The sequence below is a fragment of the Parapedobacter pyrenivorans genome, assembly GCF_014636865.1.
Lineage (GTDB): Bacteria > Bacteroidota > Bacteroidia > Sphingobacteriales > Sphingobacteriaceae > Parapedobacter > Parapedobacter pyrenivorans.
Window position 1 is genome coordinate 304798 of sequence record NZ_BMER01000003.1, and the last position, 21712, is coordinate 326509.

Sequence of the window (21712 nt, forward strand, 5' to 3'; positions counted from 1 at the left end):
TGAAATTGTCGGAATTATGAATAGCGAAAGGAAATAAAGAATATGCGTTGAGGTATATTTGATCATATCGATGTCGTGGAGTGTATCTTTTGCTATTATATGAATAGATTCGAAAACATCAGAATCCTAACTATTTTTAATTAATTTTGCACAAAATGCTGATTTATTGCAAAAATAATATTCATTGTCAAATTTGAGGTCAGTTGCCGTTTTTTTTTCATGTATTTCACTATTCTTAACGATATTTCCGGGCGTATCGGTATATGGTCAGGAAAATTCGAAACAGGATAGCAGCCGCATCGACACGCTCAGACAGGCAACTCCTCCCTCCGACACCACCGCCAAGGTGCTCCAGGATACCTTGACGTTGGATTCGCTGGGTAACAGACCGGACACCACCCGGCAGGAGCAAACAGACGGCTTGAAGGCCGTGGTAAGCATCGTCGCAGCAGACTCCCAGGTTACGGAGGTAAAAACCAATATCATACACCTCTATAAAGAAGCAAAAGTCAAATATGAAGGTTTCGAGCTTGCCGCCGACTACATCCGTGTAAATAACAACACGAATGAGATCTTTGCTAGTGGCTTAATGGACCACAACAATAAGTATTCCGGCAGGCCGGTGGTTATCTTTCCCAATGAAACCCCCAAGGCCGTCGATTCCCTGCGCTATAACTTTGACACGGCAAACGGGATTACCTTTGGCATTTTTACGGAAGTAGAAGGCGGATATATCCAGGCCAGCAGGGTACGCAAAAATCAATACAATGAGATGTCGCTCTACCACGGCATGTACAGTACCTGCAACCTGCCGCAACCCCATACCCATTTCGGCATCCAGATCAGCAAGGGCATTGTAACGGAAAACCAAATCATTGCCGGTCCGGCCTACTTGGTGATGGAGGGTGTACCCTTGCGGTTCATCACCATTCCGTTCGGGTTTTTCCCAAAACCCAACAAACGTTCGTCGGGCTTCCTCTTCCCCACATTCGGCGAAGAATTTAATCGGGGGTTCTTTATGCGAGACATCGGATGGTACCTGGCCTTCAACGATTACTGGGACAGTGAGATCCGGGGAACCTTGTATTCAAAAGGATCCTATGAGGCCTCTATTCTCACCCGATATCGGGTAAACTATAAGTACAATGGTGGTTTCAACATCCGGTACGCCAATACTAAGAATGGTGTAGAAGGAACCGACCAGTATCGATCGACCAAAGATTTCAATGTAACGTGGAACCACACCCAATTGCAAGAGGCCAATCCGGGGACTACCTTCAGTGCAAACGTGAATTTCGGAACCAGCTCCTATGCGCAAAACACCGCCGCGGGCGCATCCTACAATTACGATGAAATCACCCGGAACTCGATGAATTCGAGTATCAGCTACGGCAAGACATTCTTGGATGGGAAGGTCAATTTCACGAGCAGCCTACGGCATTCGCAGGATATGGCCGCCAAAACGGTTTCGCTGGATCTGCCTACGTTTTCGCTTAGCGTAAGCTCATTCAATCCCTTTGATTCCAAAGACCGCATAGGCGAACAGAAGTGGTACCAACGGATCAATGTCAGCTACTCCCTTCGGGGTGATAATATCCTCAATGCCCGGGAAACCGGATTATTCAATAAAGAGACGCTAAGCCAATTCCAACATGGCTTCCAACACAGCATCCCCGTGAGCCTGTCGCTCAATGTGTTGAAATTTTTCCAGTTCAACACCAGCGTGAACTACAACGAAGGGTGGCATTTCCAGACTTACCGCCGGAGACTGGAAAACACGCCCAACGGATTCGAAGAGCTGCGCGACACGGTCAATGGGTTCACGCGATCCTATGATTATTCGATGTCTTCCGGTTTATCCACCAAGATCTACGGGATGTATCCGAAAATCGGAAAGATACAAGCGATGCGGCATGTAATCACGCCATCCTTTAACCTGAACTATCGGCCCGATTTCTCCGATCCCATGTACGGATTTTACCGGAGATTTATCGATGCGCAGGGCCGAGAAAACCTATACTCCATTTTTCAGGGCAGCCGGTACGGATCACCGGGAAGCGGTCGGTCGATGGGGATCGGCTTTTCCATCGACAACAACCTGGAAGCCAAAATACTCAGCAAAAAAGACACCACCGATGGCGGGGTAAAAAAAATACCAATCTTACAAGGATTGACCTTTAGCGGCAATTATAATTTCGTTGCCGATTCATTTAAGCTATCGAACATCAATTTTTCGGGCCGCACAGCACTATTCAATCAAAAAATCAACCTGAATTTCAACGGTACATTCGATCCGTATAGTTTTGACCGGCAAGCGGGGCGACGGGTCAACCGCTATGCCATCAAAGACGGGCAGCTTGCCCGATTAACGAATTTCGGCCTTTCTTTTGATTACAGTTTCAATCCGGATGCCAACAAAAGCCGGCAGGAAGGGCTTGACTCGCTGGATAACCAAAAAGCAAACATGACCCCCGAGCAGCAGCAACAGCTTGCCCGAATCAGTTCGGATCCGAATGCATTCGTGGATTTCAATATCCCGTGGAACCTCGCTGGCTCGTTCAGTTTCCAGTATTCCAACCCAGGCCATCAGACACGGATTACGGCCACTTTGAATATTCACGGTGATTTCAGTCTCACGCCCAAATGGAAAGTCCAATTCAATTCGGGCTACGACTTTAGGCAAAAGGAGGTTTCCATGACCCGCTTCAGTATTTACCGCGACCTGCATTGCTGGGATATGTCTTTTGGATGGGTGCCTTTCGGGCGTTTCCAAAGCTATAACGTTACCATCAGGGCCAAAGCATCTATTCTTCAGGATTTGAAACTGACCAAACGAAATGACTCCTTCGGGGGTTTCTAACGATATGCAAGCAGAAATCATTACCATCGGCGACGAAATCCTCATCGGCCAGATTATCGACACGAACTCGGCCTGGATGGCACAACAGCTGAATGCCATCGGCATACAGGTAAAGCAGATTAGCTCGGTAGCCGATTACCCGGCTGATATCATTGTAGCGCTTACCTTGGCATCTGGCAGAGCCGATATCGTCTTCGTTACCGGCGGACTAGGACCCACCAAGGACGATGTAACCAAACAAACGCTCTCCGTGTATTTCGAATGTGGCCTCCGCCGCGACCCAAAGGTGCTCGCCCATGTCGAGTCCATTTTCCAGCGCAGCAACCGGCCGATGCTCGAAATCAATCGCAAACAGGCCGACGTGCTGGATAGCAGCGAGGTGCTATTCAACGAACGGGGCACCGCTCCGGGAATGTGGGTAACACATAAAGAGAAACCCTACATCATCATGCCGGGCGTGCCATTTGAAATGAAGCATATTATGGTGGATCGGGTACTGCCGCGTCTCCGTAATTTGCCCGGCACACAGCCGTTGTGGCACCATACGATGCTAACGGCCGGTATCGGTGAGTCCTTCCTCGCCGAAAAGATTGCCGACATCGAGGCAGCCCTGCCGCCGCACATCCACCTCGCTTACCTCCCCAAACCGGGGCTGGTACGCTTACGGCTTACGGCTATGGGAGAAAGCTTAGCTGCCTTGAAAAGTGAAACCCAAGCCATCGCCAACCAGTTAGCGGAACGCATCGGTGAGCATTTCCTTGCCGATGAAGATACTTCACTCGAAGTATTGATCCGGGATTTTATGCAACGGCGCGAGCTGCTGCTGGCCACCGCAGAAAGTTGTACCGGGGGCAACATCGCACGGTTAATCACTACCTTGCCCGGCAGCAGCTCCATTTTTGAAGGCGGTGCCGTAACGTATTCCAATGCAATGAAGCGCGAACTACTCGGTGTCAAACAAAAAACGCTTACCGAGTATGGTGCGGTGAGCGAAGAAACCGCACGCGAAATGGCATTAGGTGCGCAAACCAATTTCAATGTCGACTATGCCATCGCCGTAACAGGCATTGCAGGACCCGATGGCGGCACAACCGAAAAACCCGTGGGGCTGGTTTGGATTGCCGTGGCTGGGAAAAACGAGGTCGTATCTCGCAAATTCTTATTTGGACATGACCGGGCAATCAATATTGAACGCTCTTCTGTGGCGGCCTTGTTTATGCTTTGGCAACTGCTGAACTTAGAATGGAAGGCGAATGATACGGACCGAACAGCTATTTAGTTCTGACAACAACCTTTAATTCCAAATAAAATTCTGTTGTTTTATTTTTAGTCAATTATTTATGTAACTTAGGGCCGTTTCAATCAGTAACAGGAATCATCGTTATGGCGACATACAACTTACAACTGCCCCGGATGGGCGAGAGCGTATCGGAAGCAACCGTAGTAAAATGGCTGAAACAACCCGGGGATCGCGTCGACGAGGACGAATCGATACTTGAGGTTGCCACGGACAAAGTCGATTCCGATGTACCATCGCCAGTATCAGGCATCCTGAAAGCCCAATTGTTTTCCGAAAATGCGATCGCTCAAGTGGGCGAGGTGATTGCGATCATCGAGGTTGCCGGTGAAGATGAAGAAGCCGTTGTGAATGAAATCGAACAACCGATTGAAACAGACACGGAAGAAGCATCCGGTGACGACATTCCGGGTATGGAACATCTGATAACGGAGACCGATCCGCTCCCCTCCAAAAAAACAGACACCCGCTTTTATTCCCCACTGGTAAAGAACATTGCCGCTGAAGAAGGTATCACTTCCGAAGAACTGGATACCATTCCGGGCACCGGCAGCGACGGGCGAGTCACCAAACAGGATGTATTGAACTACCTGGCAGAGAAAAAAGAAGTTACTTTTTCACACCCGCCACCAGAACGGACAGGCATGGTGAATGATCCTATTCCAGTGCCGATCTCCCCACAAGATGAGATTATTGAGATGGACCGTATGCGCCGGCTGATTGCGGACCACATGGTCAAAAGCGTGCAGACCTCACCCCATGTATGCTCATTTGTGGAAGCCGACGTCACTAATCTTGTCAATTGGCGGAATAAAGTGAAAAGTGCCTACGAAAAACGGGAAGGGGAAAAAATCACTTTCACGCCAATTTTCATCGAGGTCGTAAGCAAAGCACTCAGGGACTTCCCGATGGTCAACGTCTCGGTCAATGGAACACAGATCATAAAAAAACGCCGTATCCATATCGGAATGGCGGCGGCATTACCATCCGGAAACCTAATTGTACCGGTCATTAAAAACGCGGATCAATTGAGCCTGGTGGGTTTAAGTAAGGCCGTCAATGACCTGGCGAATCGCGCACGCACCAACAAATTAAAGCCAGATGATACGCAAGACGGCACCTTTACGCTGACCAATATCGGCGCTTTCGGCAACATCATGGGCACGCCTATCATTAACCAGCCGCAGGTAGCTATACTGGCTGTGGGCACCATCACCAAGAAACCGGCCGTCGTTGAAACGGAATATGGCGACATGATCGGCATCCGGCACATGATGTACCTCTCGTTATCTTACGACCACCGCGTGGTTGATGGTGCATTGGGAGGGCGCTTCGTTAAGCGTGTAGCCGATTATCTCGAAAATTGGGATGTGAATCGGGAGGTTTAAGTAGAACGGAATCTTGCAACCACTTTGCGGTACCTTACATAGAGCAATACCGAAGAAGTGAGCAGCCCGAGCGTAAGCCCATACCATATCCCATTCACACCGAAATTCAGCACAATGCCCAACAGGTATGCTGTGGGCAAACCGATGATCCAATAAGCCACAAAGGTGATCAAGGTCGGGATATTCACGTCGCCGACACCGCGCAATACGCCCAGGCCGACCACCTGCGTTCCGTCGAAAAGCTGGAATAGCCCCGCAATGACCAGCAGTTGAGCCGCGATGCCGATCACAACGGTATCCTTGGTGAAAATCCACGGTAAATATTGGTTCAAGAGTGCAAATAGCAGTGCCGTAACCCCCATAAATACCAATACGATATGATAGCTCGAAATGGCAAACCGCCGCAGCCTGAAAAAATTCCGTTGACCAAAGCTGTTGCCCGTCTTGATGGTAGCGGCGGCTGCAACCCCACTGGCCATCATGTACGTCATTGCCGCTAGCGTGATCGCCACCTGGTGGGCTGCCTGCTCGACAGCACCTATCGTGCCCGCTATCACCGCAGCAGCAGCAAAAGCGCCTACCTCAAACACGTATTGCATCGCCACCGGTGCACCTATTTTCAGGATAGATACGGATCGCTTGGTATCGACATACCAAATCCTAAACTGCCTCAAATAACGTTTAAAATTAACCGAACGGAAGACATACCAACTCATCACAACCGCCATCAAACAACGGTCGATCAAAGTAGCATATCCTACCCCACTCACCCCCATTGGTGACAACCCAAACATACCCTTCACGAAAACAATGGCTAACAGTACATTCAAGACATTCCCCCAGATGGTGATGCGCATAGCCTGCTTGGTGAATCCCAAACCTTCGGCAAACTGCTTAAAGGCATTGAATACCATCAGCGGCAAAATTGATAAACTGAGGATAAACAGGTAGGGTTTGGCTTCCCGAACCACGTCGGGGTCTTGATCGAGGTGATCGATCGCCGCCATTGAACCGAAGTATACCAAGCAGAACAGCAGCACTCCTGCGAGCCCATTGATCCATATGCTATTGGAGAGCAACGCACCACATTCGGCATAGTTCTTTCTTCCGTTTTCCTGCGCAATCAACGGGGTGAGGCCGTACGAAATCCCGATACCGATGACCATCACGATCATAAACACACTATGTACCAGCGACACCGCGGCGAGTGGTATCGTACCGGCAAAGTGGCCGACCACGATGCTATCCGCAGTATGCACCAACATATGCCCCAACTGCGAGATCATCACCGGCCCCGCTAATGTGAGCGTACTGAGATAATATGGCTTGTATGATTTGAATCCTTGGCGCACACTGCCCTCCATTTTCTAATAGGAGCGGCAAAGGTACAAAGATTTCACCTTTCCTATGCTTACAAAACCGCTAAACACGTAAAAACTTCCATACTCGCCGCACCCGATAAGTATGCCGGAACGGACACGACCATCCGCAACAGCTTGGTAGGCAGGTATCCGAAATATTTACGGAATGCGGCGGAAAAATGTGAAGCATATTTATAGCCCACCTCTTGCGCTACCAGCGCCACTTTCAATTGTCCATTGGTGAGCAGGACTTTAGCGCGCTCCATACGGCATGCGGTTAGGTAGCCGAATACCGTTGTTCCGTAAACCGCTTTGAAGTTCTTCTTCAGGCTAGCCTCATTCGTTCCTACAGCATGAGCCAATCCAACCAGTGAATAAGACGCTGCTAGATTGTCTTCCAGCATACTTCTGACCTTCCGGATACGTTCCAGCTCTTCCGGCCGTAGTTGGACCGACCCGTCCTCGCTACCGAATCTACCGGCCTTTTCCAAAAACAAAACAAACAATTCAGCCAGCTTTAACTGGGAATAGGCCGCCTGTAAATAGGTAGGTTTCTTTTCATGAAGTATTTGCTGGATGACCGAAATCTTCCTCATACCCAATAACATATGCTGTTCGTCCAATAGCCAGCTGCAGCTATTGGTTTGCAGAAAATTACGGAGAATCGGCTGGCTATCGGCGATCGGTAATGAAATATCGGCGAGTCCGACAACAAGCATGAATAGTTCGCATGCTTCACCACTAGGGATAACTAAGTCTTGCGAGCAACCTTCCTTTACAAAGGAACAATTGCTTTCCTCGGACGAAAACACTTTGGTCTCCCTGTGGCACCCGATATGGACACCCTGTCCTTTTGACACGAAAATTAAGCGAATCTCCGGTCTTGGCTGCGCCAAAACGCGAAAACGATAACCGGATGAATACGAGGTGCTGAATTGATAAAAGCAAAAAATACCAAAACGGCTTATCGTAACATCGCTGCCTGCTGTTGCCACCTTGTGGATAGCACCGTCGGTCAATACCTCATGCGTGAACTCGTCACGTTCCAACGAAAATTCCGCCATTTATAATTTGTATTCCGTTAGTTATAATTTACAGATTAAGCTTAACCCTATATTTGCGCCAAATATACATTATTTAGACTATATATAAATAATGATTCAGAAAAAGACATGAATCAACTGCTATCCACCGCATTGCTACTCCTTACGACATTCGTCGCTTCCGCCCAAACCGGCGAGCTTTTCGGCACCGTAACCACCTCTTCCGGACAGCCCGTAGTGGGTGCTTCGGTCATGCTGAAACCCATCAACCGGGCTACGATGACAGATGATAACGGTCAGTATACCATCCCGGATATCCCATTCGGCAAGTATGAATTGGTTGTCACTTCCTTGGAGCTAAAAACGGTAGAAATCGGGGTAACGATAAATCAGGCTCGCAAGCGCGCCAATATGGTTGCCGAACTCAACGAAGCCAGCCAATTAGAAGAAGTGTCAGTGGTTCGGAATACTGAAAAACGAAAGATGGAAGTCTCTGGTTTTGCCGTCGCCGTCGTAGAAACCAAGGAAGCCTCCCTAAGAAACCTCACTACCAATGAATTATTGGATCGTACTGTCGGTGTGCGTGTACGGCAAAATGGTGGTATCGGATCTCAGGTTGAATACAATCTGAATGGATTATCCGGCAGCGCAGTGGGTCTATTTCTAGACGGTATCGAAATCTCTACCTATGGTTCTTCCTTCAACTTAAATAATATTCCGCCTGCAATGATCGAACGCATTGAGATATACAAAGGCGTATTGCCTTCCCATTTGACCGGCGACTACGTAGGTGGCGCAATCAATGTCGTATTGAAAAAAGATGCATCGCAAAACAACATCACACTGGCCACGTCCTACGGGTCGTTCAATACGTTCCAATCGGACATTGGTGCAACATTCCGAGATAAAAAAAGCGGCTTTTCGGCAAGGGCGTCCGGTTTTCACATCTACACGGACAACAGCTTTACAACCTGGGGCAGATCGACCACTTATGTCAATCATTTACAACAAATTACGAGACCTTATCGGGCAAAACGATTCAATGACACCTACAAATCGATAGGCGGGCGTTTTGAAGCTGGCTTTACGGATGTGAGATGGGCCGATCAATTCTTTCTGGGCTACAACATTTCGGATACGTATAATGAGATTCCCCATGGCACAACTATGGCGGTGCCCTACGTAGGTCGTTTCACCGAATATCAAGCCCATGTAGTGAGCTTGAATTATAACAAAAGGGATTTGTTAATTGATGGACTGGCATTGAACATTAATGCGGTACACAGCAATCGCAGCACCTATTTGCAAGACACGGTTGGCCTGGCCTACAATTGGGACGGCACGGTCAGGGAAGTCATCGAGTTCGGAGAACGGGTGCCGCTACGAACAACCGGAGGCGGTCAACAAGGTGAAAAAACCATCACGCAAGTAGACCGCAAAATCACCAATGCACGTTCGAACCTGGGGTATACCGTTGTTCCCGGCCACCGCATATCGTTAAATCATAAATTTGAAATGACGGATAGGAATGACAGTGACCTGCTAAATCCTATAAACAGGGATCTGGTCACCGTAAGTGACTTGGTCAAAAACATCGTTTCGTTCAATTATGAAGCACAGACCCTTAACGATAAGTTAATAACCAACCTACTCGTCAAATACACCGCTAACCGGACAAACCGAAGTAAGCCAGAAATCATCACAGAGAATGGTCAAAACACGATTATCAGGCGTGACACAACTACCTTTGCCGATAACTTCGGATATGGGGCGACCCTATCCTACAACATTGTCCCCAAGCTATTCCTCATTGCTTCGGGAGAGAATGCCTACATCATGCCGAACGAAACGCACTTATATGGCGATCCGGAAATCAATATCTTGCCCAACCTGAATTTAAAGCCGGAAAGAAATGCGAACTACAACCTTGGCTTTCGTTGGGGGGCATTTGACTCCGGCAAACATAAGCTTTCATTTTACGGTAGTGCTTTCTGGCGTAACGGTTTTGACAAAATCACACAACAGGTAGTAGATGCCGACGAAATCGAAAATGAAGAAGATGCCGATATCCAGACGACCCGGTACATCAACTTGGGCAAAACCCAAGCGCGGGGTGTGGAAGGCGAAATCATATACATTTACGATAACCGGCTAAATGCCATGCTGAATTTCTCAAAATTCAATAACCTCTTCAAAGGAGGCGTCGATGGAAGCGGAGAAGCCCATGATTTCTATAACGAACAGGTGCCCAATGAACCATTCTTTACCATTAACGGAAATATCCAGTATCGACTGAACAACGTTTTTCAAAGGCAATCGATATTGAATTTGTACTACAATACCGGCTACGTCGGCCAATATTATATCGTTTGGGGCGCGCCGAAATGGTCCAAGACCCCAACGCAATTCACGCATGATATTGGAGCGAGCTATCGCTTTCCTTCGGGCAAATTAGTTGCCAGTCTTGATGTAAAAAATCTGTTTAACGCGGAAGTATATGACAATTTCATGGTCCAGAAGCCTGGAAGAGGTATATACCTCAAATTAAATTATACAATCAGTAAATTTTTATAAAAAACAATAGGATGAAAAATCAATTAACCAAAGCGATGTATGCTGCAGCCGTACTGGCTGTAACGCTAAGCAGTTGTAGTAAAAATAATGACGGTCCGGATAACGGGAAACCACCTGTTGAAGACGGCGAACGTTGGATTACGTTGACGGCCGCGTTTCCTGACGCGGGCGGTACGCCCGGCAATGGTGGTACCCTCGCCTATGCCGTATCCCATGAACAAGCGATCGATCCGAACCACGTGGTCCGTATATTTGATTCAGGCCAGGGATTTTCGTTAAAATCCCAACGTACTGCACGTGTACAAGGATCTGAAGACGGAAATTTCCTGTATAATATTCAATACACAGGCGCAGACGGCGGCGTATTCAACAAATACAGCGTGCACGGCGGAAAAGATTTCGAAGAAGTGGGTTCCGAGTTGAATACCGCTATTATCTTAGGCACTTCGCCACGCTGGACCAAAGCTGCAGAGGGGAAAGGCGTAGGCGTTTCTTTTGGCGATGCATTAGCTCCTTACACTGGAGAAGCACCTAATTTTGTCTACCAAAATCCAAAGGGAGCGGTACGTATTGCAAATATAGATCTCAACACTACTGCCATCACCAACACCGGGAGTATCGATATCGATTTAGGTGAAGAATTGGAGTCACAAGGTTATCACGTATGGCGTGCCGATGTTCCGGTATTGAATGAGGCCCAAAACAAAGTATTTATCGGACTCGGTATCCGCAGGCATGACGTCAACGGCACGGTAACTTATAATAACAATGGTGCTATAAATGGTTGGCAAACAACTACCGAACGGGATTTGGGAACGACAACCTTAGTGGTAGATTACCCTACTTTGCGGAATCCTAAATTGATTACTTCTACCGTTGCAGACACAGATAATCTCTCATACCGCACCATGACGCAATATGTAGGCACGGATGGGCATATCTACCAAGCTGCGACCAGTATGGGATCCGGGCATCAAATATTGCGTATCAGTAAATCAACAGACGAATATGATAACGCATACGACTTTGATTTAAATACGGCCTTGGGTATTGAAGATGCCGGTATCAGGGCTTTCCGCTATATCCAGGACGGTATCGGTGTCGTGTTGTACACGAGAAGTACGGTTGCAGGTGGGTATATTGCGCTAGTAGATTTGAACGCTAAAACGGCTACAAAACTGGTAACAGCCAGTGAGACAGATGAAGGATTTTCAGGTTCTCAATTTACATTTTCCCAATACCAGAATATTGGCGTACAGGGCGATTTTGCATATGTTCCGCTCACACCAACCGGTAAGGATGGCAATGTTTACGTCATTAACTGGAAAACCAAGGAAATCACCAAAGGTGCCCAATTGGTTAATCAGTCCGGCAGCCATTATTTAGGAGCTTACTAAAAAAAAGCGTCGCTATCCCCCTTGCTTGATCAAGCCAAGGAGCCAGTTAAACAAGAAATCATCCGATTTTTAAAATCGGATGATTTCTTGTTTAACTTTTAATTGAAAACTAACTAAACAAACAACCATGGCTAGAAAAGCACGCAAGAAAACGACTTGGCAAAAGGCTCGAAAATTCTTCAACGACATTCACCTTTGGGCCGGACTCATCAGTGCCATCGTGGTGATATTGGTCTGTTTCAGCGGCACGATCTACACCTACAACACCGAATTGCGCGAATGGGCATCACCGCATCTGCATTGGGTTGATGTCCCCGCGGGTGAAAACCGGATTCCCGCAGACGCTCTCCTTACGAAAATCGCAAGCGAATCCGGCGGTACCATCACAGTTATCGGTATACCCGCAGATCCCGCCCGAACCTATCAATTCTCCGCACGTATTGAAGGAGACAACAGCCGCTTTGGCACCACCTATTATGTCAATCCATATACCGGCGATATCACCGGTACCTCCAAAGAGGTAACCAAAACCGGAGAATTTATGCAAACGATGTTTAGCCTTCACCGCTGGCTATTACTGGACAAGATAGAAGAACCACTATTTGGCGAGTTACCAAATAGACAGCTGGGCAGCTATATTTCCGGCACAGCCACGATCTTGTTCACCTTGGGCGTATTGACCGGCCTGGTTATCTGGTTTCCTCAGAAATTACGGACATGGAAGCAAGGGCTCAAAATAAAGTGGAATGCCGGTTGGAAACGGATCAACCACGACCTGCATAATTCGCTGGCCTTTTATTCGTTGATTTTCTTATTCATTATGGGCATCACTGGCCCTCAATGGTCGTTTCCTTGGTACCGCACCGGCCTGCAAAAAACGCTGGGGACCTACAAGGAACAGACCGCTGAAACCCGCAACAGTCCGCGAGCGGCCAAAGCCGAGCAACGCGGAACGGAAAAATCGGGCGAAAAAAGGAATCCGGACGAAGATACACCAAAGACAGACCTGAAACTACTGCCGTTTACATCCTATTTAACTGCTGTTGATCAAGCATTGCCCTATGCGGGCGATTATCGTATCAGCTTGCCCAAAGATGCCCAAACTCCCCTCTCCATCAGCAAGAACCGCGTTGGTTTTTTCGCACCAGCAGCTAGTGACCAAGTAAAACTAGATGCCGCCACGGCAGCGGTAAAAGAAGTGGAGGTTTTCCGCGATAAGCCATTTAACGAGCGCATCGCAGGGTCCATAAAAGCGTTGCATATTGGCAATGTTTACGGTCAATTCTCTAAGCTGATTTATTTTTTGGCCTGTTTGGTGGCGACCACCTTACCCATAACCGGCACGCTTATCTGGCTGAACAAGATGAAAAGGAAACCTGCAAAACAGCAAAGGAAACCTACGCCAATGCCCACGATTTAAATGGAACTTGGCTGGGTAATGGCGTGCTTTTTTCCAATCAACTCATGGATATAACAAAATTTACTCCTACCTTAGCGGTTGAAAAATAGAGGTATTGTTATGTTGAGTACAGTATTGGCATTCCTGAACATTGGAACGAGTGAGATGATGCTCATAGTATTTGTCGCGTTGTTGCTCTTCGGCGGCAAAAAACTACCTGAGTTGGCAAGGGGACTGGGCCGCGGTATACGAGAATTCAAAGATGCTTCCGACACCATTAAGCGTGATATCAGCGACCAAATCAATAATTTTGAAAAGGATATTGAGGTAAAGGATGTTATCGTCAATGATGAACCAAAAAAACTGAACGAAAACAATCCGCCGGCACCGGCCGGCACTTATCAGCACGACCCCGGGCGCGAGCCTGATTATTATGGCACCAACGGTCCTTATTACCACGATAACCACGACAGCGCAACCGAAAATAATGCCAATACGTCTCAAGACAACGGCAATGTAGAACCCGCACCGGAAACCCCGAAACAACCGGTAAGTGACGAAAAGAATACCTAAGGGGATATGACCCACGACATCCGTATCGCTCAGGAGCTTGCTTTGTCTACGCGGCAGGTGAGCACCGCCATAGCACTCCTTGATGAAGGTGCTACAATCCCATTTATCTCACGCTACCGAAAAGAAATGACGGGCAGCCTTGATGAGGTGCAGCTCGCGCAAATCCGTGATCGGCTTTACCAGTTGCGTGAATTGGACAAGCGCCGTGAGGCTATCCTCCGATCACTAGCGGAGCTAGGAAAGCTATCGGCTGAGTTGGAGGCGCAGGTAACAGCCGCCGAAACCATGGCGATCCTCGAAGACCTGTACTTACCTTATAAGCCCAAGCGCAAAACCCGTGCGAGCATGGCGCGGGAAAAGGGGCTTGAACCGCTTGCTCAACTGGTGCTGCTGCAAGGCAACGACGACATCCGAAATGCCGCTCAGGCATTTGTGGATGTAGATAAAGGACTCCATGATTTGGAAGATGCATTGGCCGGTGCGCGTGATATCATCGCGGAAATCATTGCAGAGGATGCTGCCATCCGGGCGCAAACCCGACAGGTTTTCATGGAAAAGGGCGTATTTGCATCCCGCGTGATACCTGGTAAAGAGGAAGCTGCCTTGAAGTACAAGGACTATCATGAGTGGGCAGAACCTTTGAAAACAGCTCCTTCACACCGTGTATTGGCCATGCGACGCGGCGAGAAAGAGGAAATGCTTTATCTTGATATGGAGGTACCGGAAAGCGAGGTATTGCCATTACTAGATAATGCCTATATCAAGGGGTCGGGCGAAGCTAGTACGCAAGTGCGCATCGCCATGCTCGATGGTTATAAACGGTTACTCAAACCGGCCATGGAAACTGAAGTACGGATGCTTACCCGCCAACGTGCCGACGAGGAAGCTATACGGGTATTTGCCGAAAATGTCCGGCAGCTGCTGCTTGCTGCGCCCTTAGGTCAAAAGCGACTACTGGCCGTTGACCCCGGTTTTCGTACGGGCTGCAAAACCGTATGCCTGGATGAACAGGGTGCATTGCTCGAAAATACAACGATATTCCCGCATAATGGTGCCGGTAAGGCAGAAGAAGCCGCCAAGACGCTTCGCTTTCTTGTTGAAAAACATCAATTACAGGCCATAGCCATTGGTAACGGTACGGCAGGGCGCGAAACGGAAGAATTTGTACGGAAGCTAGCCCTTCCCGAAATCGCTATTGTGATGGTTAATGAAAGCGGTGCCTCCATTTACTCTGCTTCCGAAGTTGCACGTGCGGAGTTTCCCGATTACGACGTAACCGTACGCGGAGCGATATCCATAGGCCGGAGACTGATGGATCCGTTGGCCGAACTGGTCAAAATCGATCCCAAATCCATCGGTGTGGGCCAGTATCAGCACGATGTGGATCAGGCTAAGCTGCAAACGGCATTGGACGATACCGTAATCAGCTGTGTCAACGCCGTCGGCGTGGAACTCAACACGGCATCCAAACAGATCCTTTCGTATATATCTGGCTTAGGGCCTTCATTAGCCCAGCAAATCGTTAGCTTCCGCAACACGCACGGTGCCTTCCGGAATAGGGAATCCTTGAAAAATGTACCGCGGTTAGGTGAGAAGGCATTTGAACAAGCGGCAGGCTTCCTACGGATCCGAAACGCAGAAAACCCGCTTGATGCCAGCGCGGTGCATCCCGAACGCTATGCGTTAGTGGAGCAGATGGCGTCCGACCTGGGATGCGACGTGGCTGACCTGCTACGTGATGAGAAACTCCGCAAGCAAATTGACATAAAAAGGTACTTAAGCGATAGCGTAGGTATCCCTACGCTCCGCGATATATTGGCAGAGTTGGCAAAGCCGGGACGCGATCCGCGCGAACAATTTGAGCAGTTCTCTTTTGCCGAAGGCATCAATAGCATTTCAGACCTGCGCATAGGGATGCGTCTACCCGGCATCGTCACCAATATCACCAATTTCGGTGCTTTTGTAGACATCGGCGTACATCAGGATGGCCTTGTGCACCTGAGCCAGCTGGCCAACCGGTATGTGAAAGACCCCAATGAAGTGGTCAAAGTGCAACAAAAAGTGATGGTCAGTGTAACTGAAATCGATCAGAAGCGCAATCGCATCAGCCTTTCCATGAAAACGGAAGAAAGTCCGGCAGCGAAGAAACAGCATAGGCACGACCCATCCAAAAATCGTAAACCGTCGCGTCCAAGTAACGCCGAAAGCGACCTCACGTCTAAATTAGCCGCCCTGAAAAGCAAATTCGGATCTTAGCCAAACAAATCGCTCGACAAATAACGGTCGCCGCGGTCGCAGGCTATAAAGACGATGACACCCGTGTCCAATTGGTCTGCCAGCCGCGCAGCGCATGCCATGGCTCCCCCGCTGCTCATACCCACGAATAGCCCCTCCACCCGAGCCAACTGCCTAGTCATCTCCGTTGCCTCCGCTTGCGAAACATCCATCACACGGTCTACCTTTTTGGGATCATAGATTTTGGGCAGGTATTGTGCTGGCCAGCGGCGAATGCCGGGAATGGCCGACTCTTCCGTAGGCTGGCAACCCACAATCTGCACGGCTGGGTTTTGCTCCTTCAGAAACATCGAGTTGCCCATGATACTGCCCGTCGTTCCCATCGCACTCACGAAATGGGTGATCCGGCCCTTTGTATCCCGCCAGATTTCCGGCCCTGTGGTATGATAATGTGCGAGGTAATTGTCAGGATTGGCAAACTGATTCAAGAGGTAATAATCCGCATGCCCCCCTTTTTCTTCGGCATAATCCCGGCACACCTCAATGGATTCCAGCAAGGTCACCTTGGCGCCGAATGCTTCCATGGTAAGCGTGCGCTCACGGGTCGAGCTGGCGGGCATCACCAATTCAATATCTAAGCCAAAAATGCGCGCCATCATGGCCAACGCAATGCCTGTATTTCCACTGGTGGCTTCAATCAAACACATGCCAGGCTCAATATCACCACGATCCAGCGCACTTCGGATCATATGGAGCGCGGCCCGATCCTTTACGCTTCCCCCTGGATTGTTGCCTTCCAGTTTAGCATACAGACTAACCCGCGGGTTTGGGCAAAGCTTGCTGATTTCTACCAGTGGCGTGTTTCCCACACAATCGATTAGCGTTTGCATCTACTAATGTATTGTTTTTGAGTCCACAATTTTCACGGTCGGCTGGTGATAGACCGTCGTGTAGGGAGGGATGCTCGATGTTAGCCATACATTCCCACCAATCACGCTATCGTGGCCAATGATGGTATCACCACCCAAAATAGTCGCTCCAGCGTAGATCACCACCCGGTCTTCAATCGTCGGATGCCGCCGCGTATTCGCCAAAAATTTCTCCACACTCATCGCACCCAAGGTCACGCCTTGGTAAACTTTCACCTGATGACCTATCACCGCCGTTTCGCCGATAACAACACCGGTGCCGTGGTCTATGCAAAAGTATTCCCCGATGGCAGCGGCGGGATGGATATCAATACCGGTTTGGGAATGGCCGTATTCCGTAAGGATCCGGGGCAATAGAGGGACTTCCATTGTCAGTAATGCATGTGCAAAGCGATACAGGGCGATAGCAAAGAATCCCGGATACGTGCGGATAACCTCAAACGTGCTGGTTGCTGCCGGGTCGCCCTCATAAATTGCTGTCGCATCGGTGTGCATGACTCGATGCAATTCCGGCAATGCTCCATAAAATTGTTTCGTGATCAATCCGTTATTGCAATCTTCACAAGCCTTTGTCCGATTCAGAATATTGACCAACTCTTTTTCCGACTGTGCAAATTGCGCTTTAAGCTGCTCCATATTACGGTCGGGATGCGTCTGGCGTTCAGGAAAAAGTAAGTCCAGTAACCGCAGCGCCCAAGCTGCTATCTCACCGTTTGGCGGCACATCCGCTATTTCACGCTGCTTGTCGTGAAGGTATTTAAAAAACTCGTCGTTCATCGTTCGTTGTCGTAGTTATGCAACTAAGGAAACAAATTATTTGCACGTTGACAACAATATCGTTTAATTATTACAATATTTTAAACCGCCAAGACCAATTTACCGATAAAGTTACCCGACTCCATTCGCTCATGTGCTAGGCTGGCCTGCGCCAGCGGAAAGACTTCGTGAATGACGGGTCGTAACGCACCCTTTTTTACCAATGGCCACACGTAGCGTTCCACATCGCCGCAAAGGTCACCTTTAAATGCCGCGCTCCTGCCTCTCAACGTGCTACCCGTAAGCGTAAGCCGTCGTTGCATCAAAGCCATCATATCCAATTCGGCGAGCCTCCCTCCCACGGCGTTGATGAACACCAATCGGCCTTCGTTTGCCAATAAAGCAATGTGTTGCTCAAAATAAGGAGCTCCGATGCTATCCAAAATCACATCGATCTGTTTACCGGCCAAGCGGTGAGCAAAGTTCTCTTCCTGGTAATTCAAACAAGCTACAGCGCCCAGCCGTTCGCAAAACTTACATTTCTCACGAGAGCCAGCGGTAGCGTATACCTGGGCGCCCATTGCTTTGGCAAGTTGGATGGCTGTCGTACCGATCCCCCCACTACCACCGTGTACTAGCAGCGTTTCGCCCCGTTTCAGTTCTCCCCGTTGAAACACATTATGCCAAACTGTAAATGCCGTTTCAGGCAGGCAAGCCGCTTCCACAAAATCCAGGTTGTCCGGTATGGGCAGGCAATGTGAAGCATCAACGGCCGCATATTCAGCGTACCCACCGCCAGCCAGCAACGCACATATCCGATCGCCAGGCGCCCAGCGGGTCACCTGTTCACCGCATCCGACTACCATACCGGCCACTTCTAACCCTGGGATGTCCTGTACGACGCCATTAGGCGCCGGATATTTGCCTTTGCGCTGGAAGATATCCGGGCGGTTTATGCCTGCGGCATGTACCCTGATGAGTACTTCATTGCTCTTCAGCGTCGGAATAGGCCGTTGTTGCAACGTCAGCCCGTCGGCTGCGCCATAAGCGGTGATCACTGCAGCCTGCATCATGATTTATTACCCGGATATTTTTGCAAACGGATATTGAGCGATACCATAAAATACCTAGCCAATCTATTATTACGCATGAACAATGCATCCGATCCGATGATCTCATGCGTAACGCCCGTATTCTGATTGAACAGGTCAAACCCCTGAAATCGCAGCAATGCCATGTTGTTCGGCAGAAACGTGCATTCGACATATGCATTAAGCAATGTTGGGTTTGCATTGACAAAGCTACTGTATCCGTTGTTGAGCCGATGCGACAGGTCAAAACCAAATGCCCAGTTATCGGAAAGGTACCCCTTGCCGGCCAACCCAACCAAAAAAGAATTCGCATCGATACCATCACTGTTGCGCAATGAGTAACGGGTACGGTTGAATGTATAACTCGTATTCAATTCCGTTTCGATGATATTTTCCAACATAAACCGTATTTGTACGGCCTGTGAATAGATAAAATTCCGCCCAAAATTCTTTTGGTCATTGATATAGGATACGTTATTGACATAATCAGTAGTGCCGTTCAAATTGAGTTGGAAGCTCTCATTGATAACCGGCGTACTAAACATGTAATAACCCCTCGCATCAAAATACCCAGTGGAATTACGGAAACTGGTTTCCTGCACTGTACTGCTGGGGTTTGAACGACTGGTTACAATTTTATTCTGAATTTTATTGAGGGCTAATTGAGCTTCAAAGAATTGATTTCTGCCCATTTTGGTTTGGCGAAACCGCGTGGTAACCCGATTGATGAACTCGGCTTTGAGGTCTGCATTCCCGATAATGATGTTTTGCGAATTGGATAAGTCACGTATGGGTTGAATTTGTGAGAAATTGGGCTGGTTGTTGGTACCCAGGTATTCAACGGACAATTCGCTCTCATCGCTGATACGGAAGCGGAACCCCGCGCTGGGAATCAAATTGACATTCCGGTGCTGGGTAAGCGTGTCCGTTTCAAGCATATGCCCTTGAAGAAGTAAGGGTTGCACGGCAAAGCCTAGCGTATATTTAAATCGCTTATTTTGCTCCATCTGATAGTTCAAGCCCACCCGGTTACTCTCAAAAAAATACGAATAATCCAAACTTAAGGAGTCCACAAATAGTTCGTTTTGGGTATCCCAAACACTGCGTCGGCTATCGATAGCCGTGTAGTTATACTCATAGTTTATTTCCAGTATGCTGGATTTATCGATCGGTTCCACAAAAGAAGCCTTGAGCCGTCCAATCCGGTTCTGATTATCGCTGGTCACCTGTTGGGTCAATGTATAAGCATCACCAGGGATAGGCTGTCCCGTATTGGCATTGATACTCTCAAAATAATCATTAATGTCTTCCAATTTATCCTGCTTGTAGTACTTACCCTGCATATTGAGAACAAATTTGCGGCCGGGCTTATTAAACATACGGGAATACAAGACATCCATATCAAAGTTTGGCGTGGAAACATCCTCCGTTGCGCGGTAAACCCGTTCACTGACAATGCTCCTATTCTTGATGGTATCATTGCTATGATTACTTGAATTAACCGTACTGTAGGACAGATTTGGACTTATTTTCAGGTAGTTCCGGCTATCCAGTTGCGCTTCGATATCCCAAGCCATCAGATGGTTCATATTATCCGTGTTGACTTCCTTTTCTTCACGATTGATGATTTCATAAAAATCAAAGTGGCTTGTCAACACCGAATGGCCTATCGTGTTATTTTTACGATTGGTAAACGTGTATTTACCATATACACTTACTTTATCCGATAGGTCGTCCGAGTAACTGATCCCAGCCGAATTGGTTATATTCACACCATCTACCGGATCCATCATGCCGGTGAGATCGACGTTTCCGCGGTCTCTGGTACCCGCCCCACTTGGCGCTCCATAGCTAAATAAGCTCGTATTGGTATTGTTGAAGGACCCAAGTATGGAAAATTCCTGTCCATCGTTGAAGTTGTTTATCCCCATGCTGCCGATATAGCGCTCTTCCGTTCCCCCGCCACCAGTCACTTGGCCGAAAAGAATCTGCTTCCGGTCTTTCTTCAATACAATGTTGAGTATTTTTTCGGGCTCCGTATCTTTCACACCGGTACTGTTTGCCATATCGCCGTAATAATCGATTACCTGTACGGATTGGATAAACTCCGCTGGTAGATTGCGGGTAGCCGTAAGCACTTCTCCACCGAAAAAATTCTTACTATCCACCTGTACCCGGCTGATTATTTTTCCATGCGCGATCACCTTTCCATCACGCCGCACTTGTACGTTAGGAAGCAGTTTCAACGCCTCCTCTAGCAACGAGTTCTCCCTTATGTTGTACGCGTCCATGTTATATTGCACGGTATCTTCCTTGATCACGATGGGTTGAACGCGGTTGATTACAATCTCTTTGAGCAACGTTTGCTGGGGGGGCAGTACAGTGGGTAGCAATTGCATGGTTAATCCCGGAAAATTGGCAACGAAAGACCTATCCAATATCTTATATCCAATCATGCTGAAGCTTAGCCGGAATTCGGGGCCAATGATATTTGTAAACCCAAAGAATCCGCTTTGGTCGGTGACAGCTAATACGGTATCCAAAATGGACGTAAGCCGGACATTTACACCGACCAATGGCGTGCCTGCCGTGTCTATCACAATGCCGCTTATCTCTTTTCGTTGATGTTGAGCGACGGCCTGCAACGACACAAAAAGAAATGCAAAAACGAGGAGCTTATGTATAGCTATCGATGGCAACTTTTCCTGACGATAAATGAATCGGATGTGGGATACTTGTTATTAAATAAATAATCTCAATCTGCTTCGTTTATTAAAGAACGAAAGATAGCACTTAATCCGTATCTGTG

14 protein-coding genes are annotated in these 21712 nt (G+C 48.3%); 8 read left to right on the top strand and 6 right to left on the bottom strand.

Annotated features, from left to right (window positions below; translation table 11 throughout):
• The first annotated feature begins 184 nt into the window (after positions 1-184).
• The 3 genes from IEV98_RS16170 to IEV98_RS16180 all read left to right on the top strand — a co-directional run bounded on the left by IEV98_RS16170 (position 185) and on the right by IEV98_RS16180 (position 5545).
• Positions 185-2860 carry a putative LPS assembly protein LptD gene (locus IEV98_RS16170; RefSeq protein ID WP_229738795.1) on the top strand — a complete coding sequence of 892 codons (2676 nt, stop codon included), beginning with the start codon at positions 185-187 and terminating at the stop codon, positions 2858-2860.
• A gap of 4 nt (positions 2861-2864) precedes the next feature.
• Complete coding sequence (locus IEV98_RS16175; protein WP_188507058.1) at positions 2865-4139, top strand: competence/damage-inducible protein A; 1275 nt, start codon at positions 2865-2867, stop codon at positions 4137-4139.
• A 104-nt stretch (positions 4140-4243) separates the two neighbouring features.
• Entirely contained in the window at positions 4244-5545 is a 1302-nt protein-coding gene (locus IEV98_RS16180; protein WP_188507059.1) for a dihydrolipoamide acetyltransferase family protein, read from the top strand.
• On the opposite strand, the gene IEV98_RS16185 is transcribed toward IEV98_RS16180, so the two are convergent.
• Positions 5542-6909 carry an MATE family efflux transporter gene (locus IEV98_RS16185; RefSeq protein ID WP_188507060.1) on the bottom strand — a complete coding sequence of 456 codons (1368 nt, stop codon included), beginning with the start codon at positions 6907-6909 and terminating at the stop codon, positions 5542-5544. The two genes, IEV98_RS16180 and IEV98_RS16185, sit on opposite strands and share 4 nt — an antisense overlap.
• A 47-nt stretch (positions 6910-6956) precedes the next feature.
• Positions 6957-7970, bottom strand: coding sequence for a helix-turn-helix transcriptional regulator (locus IEV98_RS16190; protein WP_188507061.1), 1014 nt, complete (start codon positions 7968-7970; stop codon positions 6957-6959).
• 108 nt (positions 7971-8078) lie between these two features.
• Between IEV98_RS16190 and IEV98_RS16195 the strand changes: the two genes are divergently transcribed.
• The 5 genes from IEV98_RS16195 (at position 8079) to IEV98_RS16215 (ending at position 16148) form a co-directional block, all read left to right on the top strand.
• Positions 8079-10523, top strand: coding sequence for a TonB-dependent receptor (locus tag IEV98_RS16195; protein WP_188507062.1), 2445 nt, complete (start codon positions 8079-8081; stop codon positions 10521-10523).
• Between the two features lie 11 nt (positions 10524-10534).
• Positions 10535-11920 (top strand): DUF4374 domain-containing protein, encoded by a 1386-nt coding sequence (locus IEV98_RS16200; protein WP_188507063.1) that lies wholly within the window; start codon positions 10535-10537, stop codon positions 11918-11920.
• Positions 11921-12047: 127 nt separating this feature from the next.
• On the top strand, positions 12048-13340 hold the full coding sequence (locus IEV98_RS16205) for a PepSY-associated TM helix domain-containing protein (RefSeq protein ID WP_188507064.1): 1293 nt from the start codon (positions 12048-12050) through the stop codon (positions 13338-13340).
• Positions 13341-13439: 99 nt separating this feature from the next.
• Positions 13440-13892, top strand: coding sequence for a Sec-independent protein translocase subunit TatA/TatB (locus IEV98_RS24655; protein ID WP_188507065.1), 453 nt, complete (start codon positions 13440-13442; stop codon positions 13890-13892).
• Between the two features lie 6 nt (positions 13893-13898).
• Complete coding sequence (locus IEV98_RS16215) at positions 13899-16148, top strand: Tex family protein (protein ID WP_188507066.1); 2250 nt, start codon at positions 13899-13901, stop codon at positions 16146-16148.
• Here IEV98_RS16215 and cysM read toward each other — a convergent pair.
• The 4 genes from cysM to IEV98_RS16235 form a co-directional block, all read right to left on the bottom strand.
• Complete coding sequence (gene cysM, locus IEV98_RS16220; RefSeq protein WP_188507067.1) at positions 16145-17017, bottom strand: cysteine synthase CysM; 873 nt, start codon at positions 17015-17017, stop codon at positions 16145-16147. The genes IEV98_RS16215 and cysM overlap by 4 nt on opposite strands.
• A 3-nt stretch (positions 17018-17020) precedes the next feature.
• Positions 17021-17833: a serine O-acetyltransferase gene (locus tag IEV98_RS16225; RefSeq protein WP_188507068.1), complete on the bottom strand. Its 813-nt coding sequence runs from the start codon at positions 17831-17833 to the stop codon at positions 17021-17023.
• Positions 17834-17913: 80 nt separating this feature from the next.
• Positions 17914-18885 (bottom strand): NAD(P)H-quinone oxidoreductase, encoded by a 972-nt coding sequence (locus tag IEV98_RS16230; protein ID WP_229738796.1) that lies wholly within the window; start codon positions 18883-18885, stop codon positions 17914-17916.
• The gene (locus IEV98_RS16235) at positions 18882-21602 is read right to left on the bottom strand and encodes an outer membrane beta-barrel protein (RefSeq protein WP_188507069.1); all 2721 of its coding nucleotides are present in this window, start codon (positions 21600-21602) and stop codon (positions 18882-18884) included. Before IEV98_RS16235 ends, IEV98_RS16230 begins: the two co-directional genes overlap by 4 nt.
• Positions 21603-21712 lie beyond the last annotated feature (110 nt).

Excerpts from the sequence above, each read along its gene's own strand:
- IEV98_RS16175 (WP_188507058.1), top strand. The coding sequence starts at position 2,865 with ATGCAAGCAGAAATCATTACCATCGGCGACGAAATCCTCATCGGCCAG.
- IEV98_RS16180 (WP_188507059.1), top strand. The coding sequence starts at position 4,244 with ATGGCGACATACAACTTACAACTGCCCCGGATGGGCGAGAGCGTATCG.
- IEV98_RS16185 (WP_188507060.1), bottom strand. The coding sequence starts at position 6,909 with ATGGAGGGCAGTGTGCGCCAAGGATTCAAATCATACAAGCCATATTAT.
- IEV98_RS16190 (WP_188507061.1), bottom strand. The coding sequence starts at position 7,970 with ATGGCGGAATTTTCGTTGGAACGTGACGAGTTCACGCATGAGGTATTG.
- IEV98_RS16195 (WP_188507062.1), top strand. The coding sequence starts at position 8,079 with ATGAATCAACTGCTATCCACCGCATTGCTACTCCTTACGACATTCGTC.
- IEV98_RS16200 (WP_188507063.1), top strand. The coding sequence starts at position 10,535 with ATGAAAAATCAATTAACCAAAGCGATGTATGCTGCAGCCGTACTGGCT.
- IEV98_RS16205 (WP_188507064.1), top strand. The coding sequence starts at position 12,048 with ATGGCTAGAAAAGCACGCAAGAAAACGACTTGGCAAAAGGCTCGAAAA.
- IEV98_RS24655 (WP_188507065.1), top strand. The coding sequence starts at position 13,440 with ATGTTGAGTACAGTATTGGCATTCCTGAACATTGGAACGAGTGAGATG.
- IEV98_RS16215 (WP_188507066.1), top strand. The coding sequence starts at position 13,899 with ATGACCCACGACATCCGTATCGCTCAGGAGCTTGCTTTGTCTACGCGG.
- cysM (WP_188507067.1), bottom strand. The coding sequence starts at position 17,017 with ATGCAAACGCTAATCGATTGTGTGGGAAACACGCCACTGGTAGAAATC.
- IEV98_RS16225 (WP_188507068.1), bottom strand. The coding sequence starts at position 17,833 with ATGAACGACGAGTTTTTTAAATACCTTCACGACAAGCAGCGTGAAATA.
- IEV98_RS16230 (WP_229738796.1), bottom strand. The coding sequence starts at position 18,885 with ATGATGCAGGCTGCAGTGATCACCGCTTATGGCGCAGCCGACGGGCTG.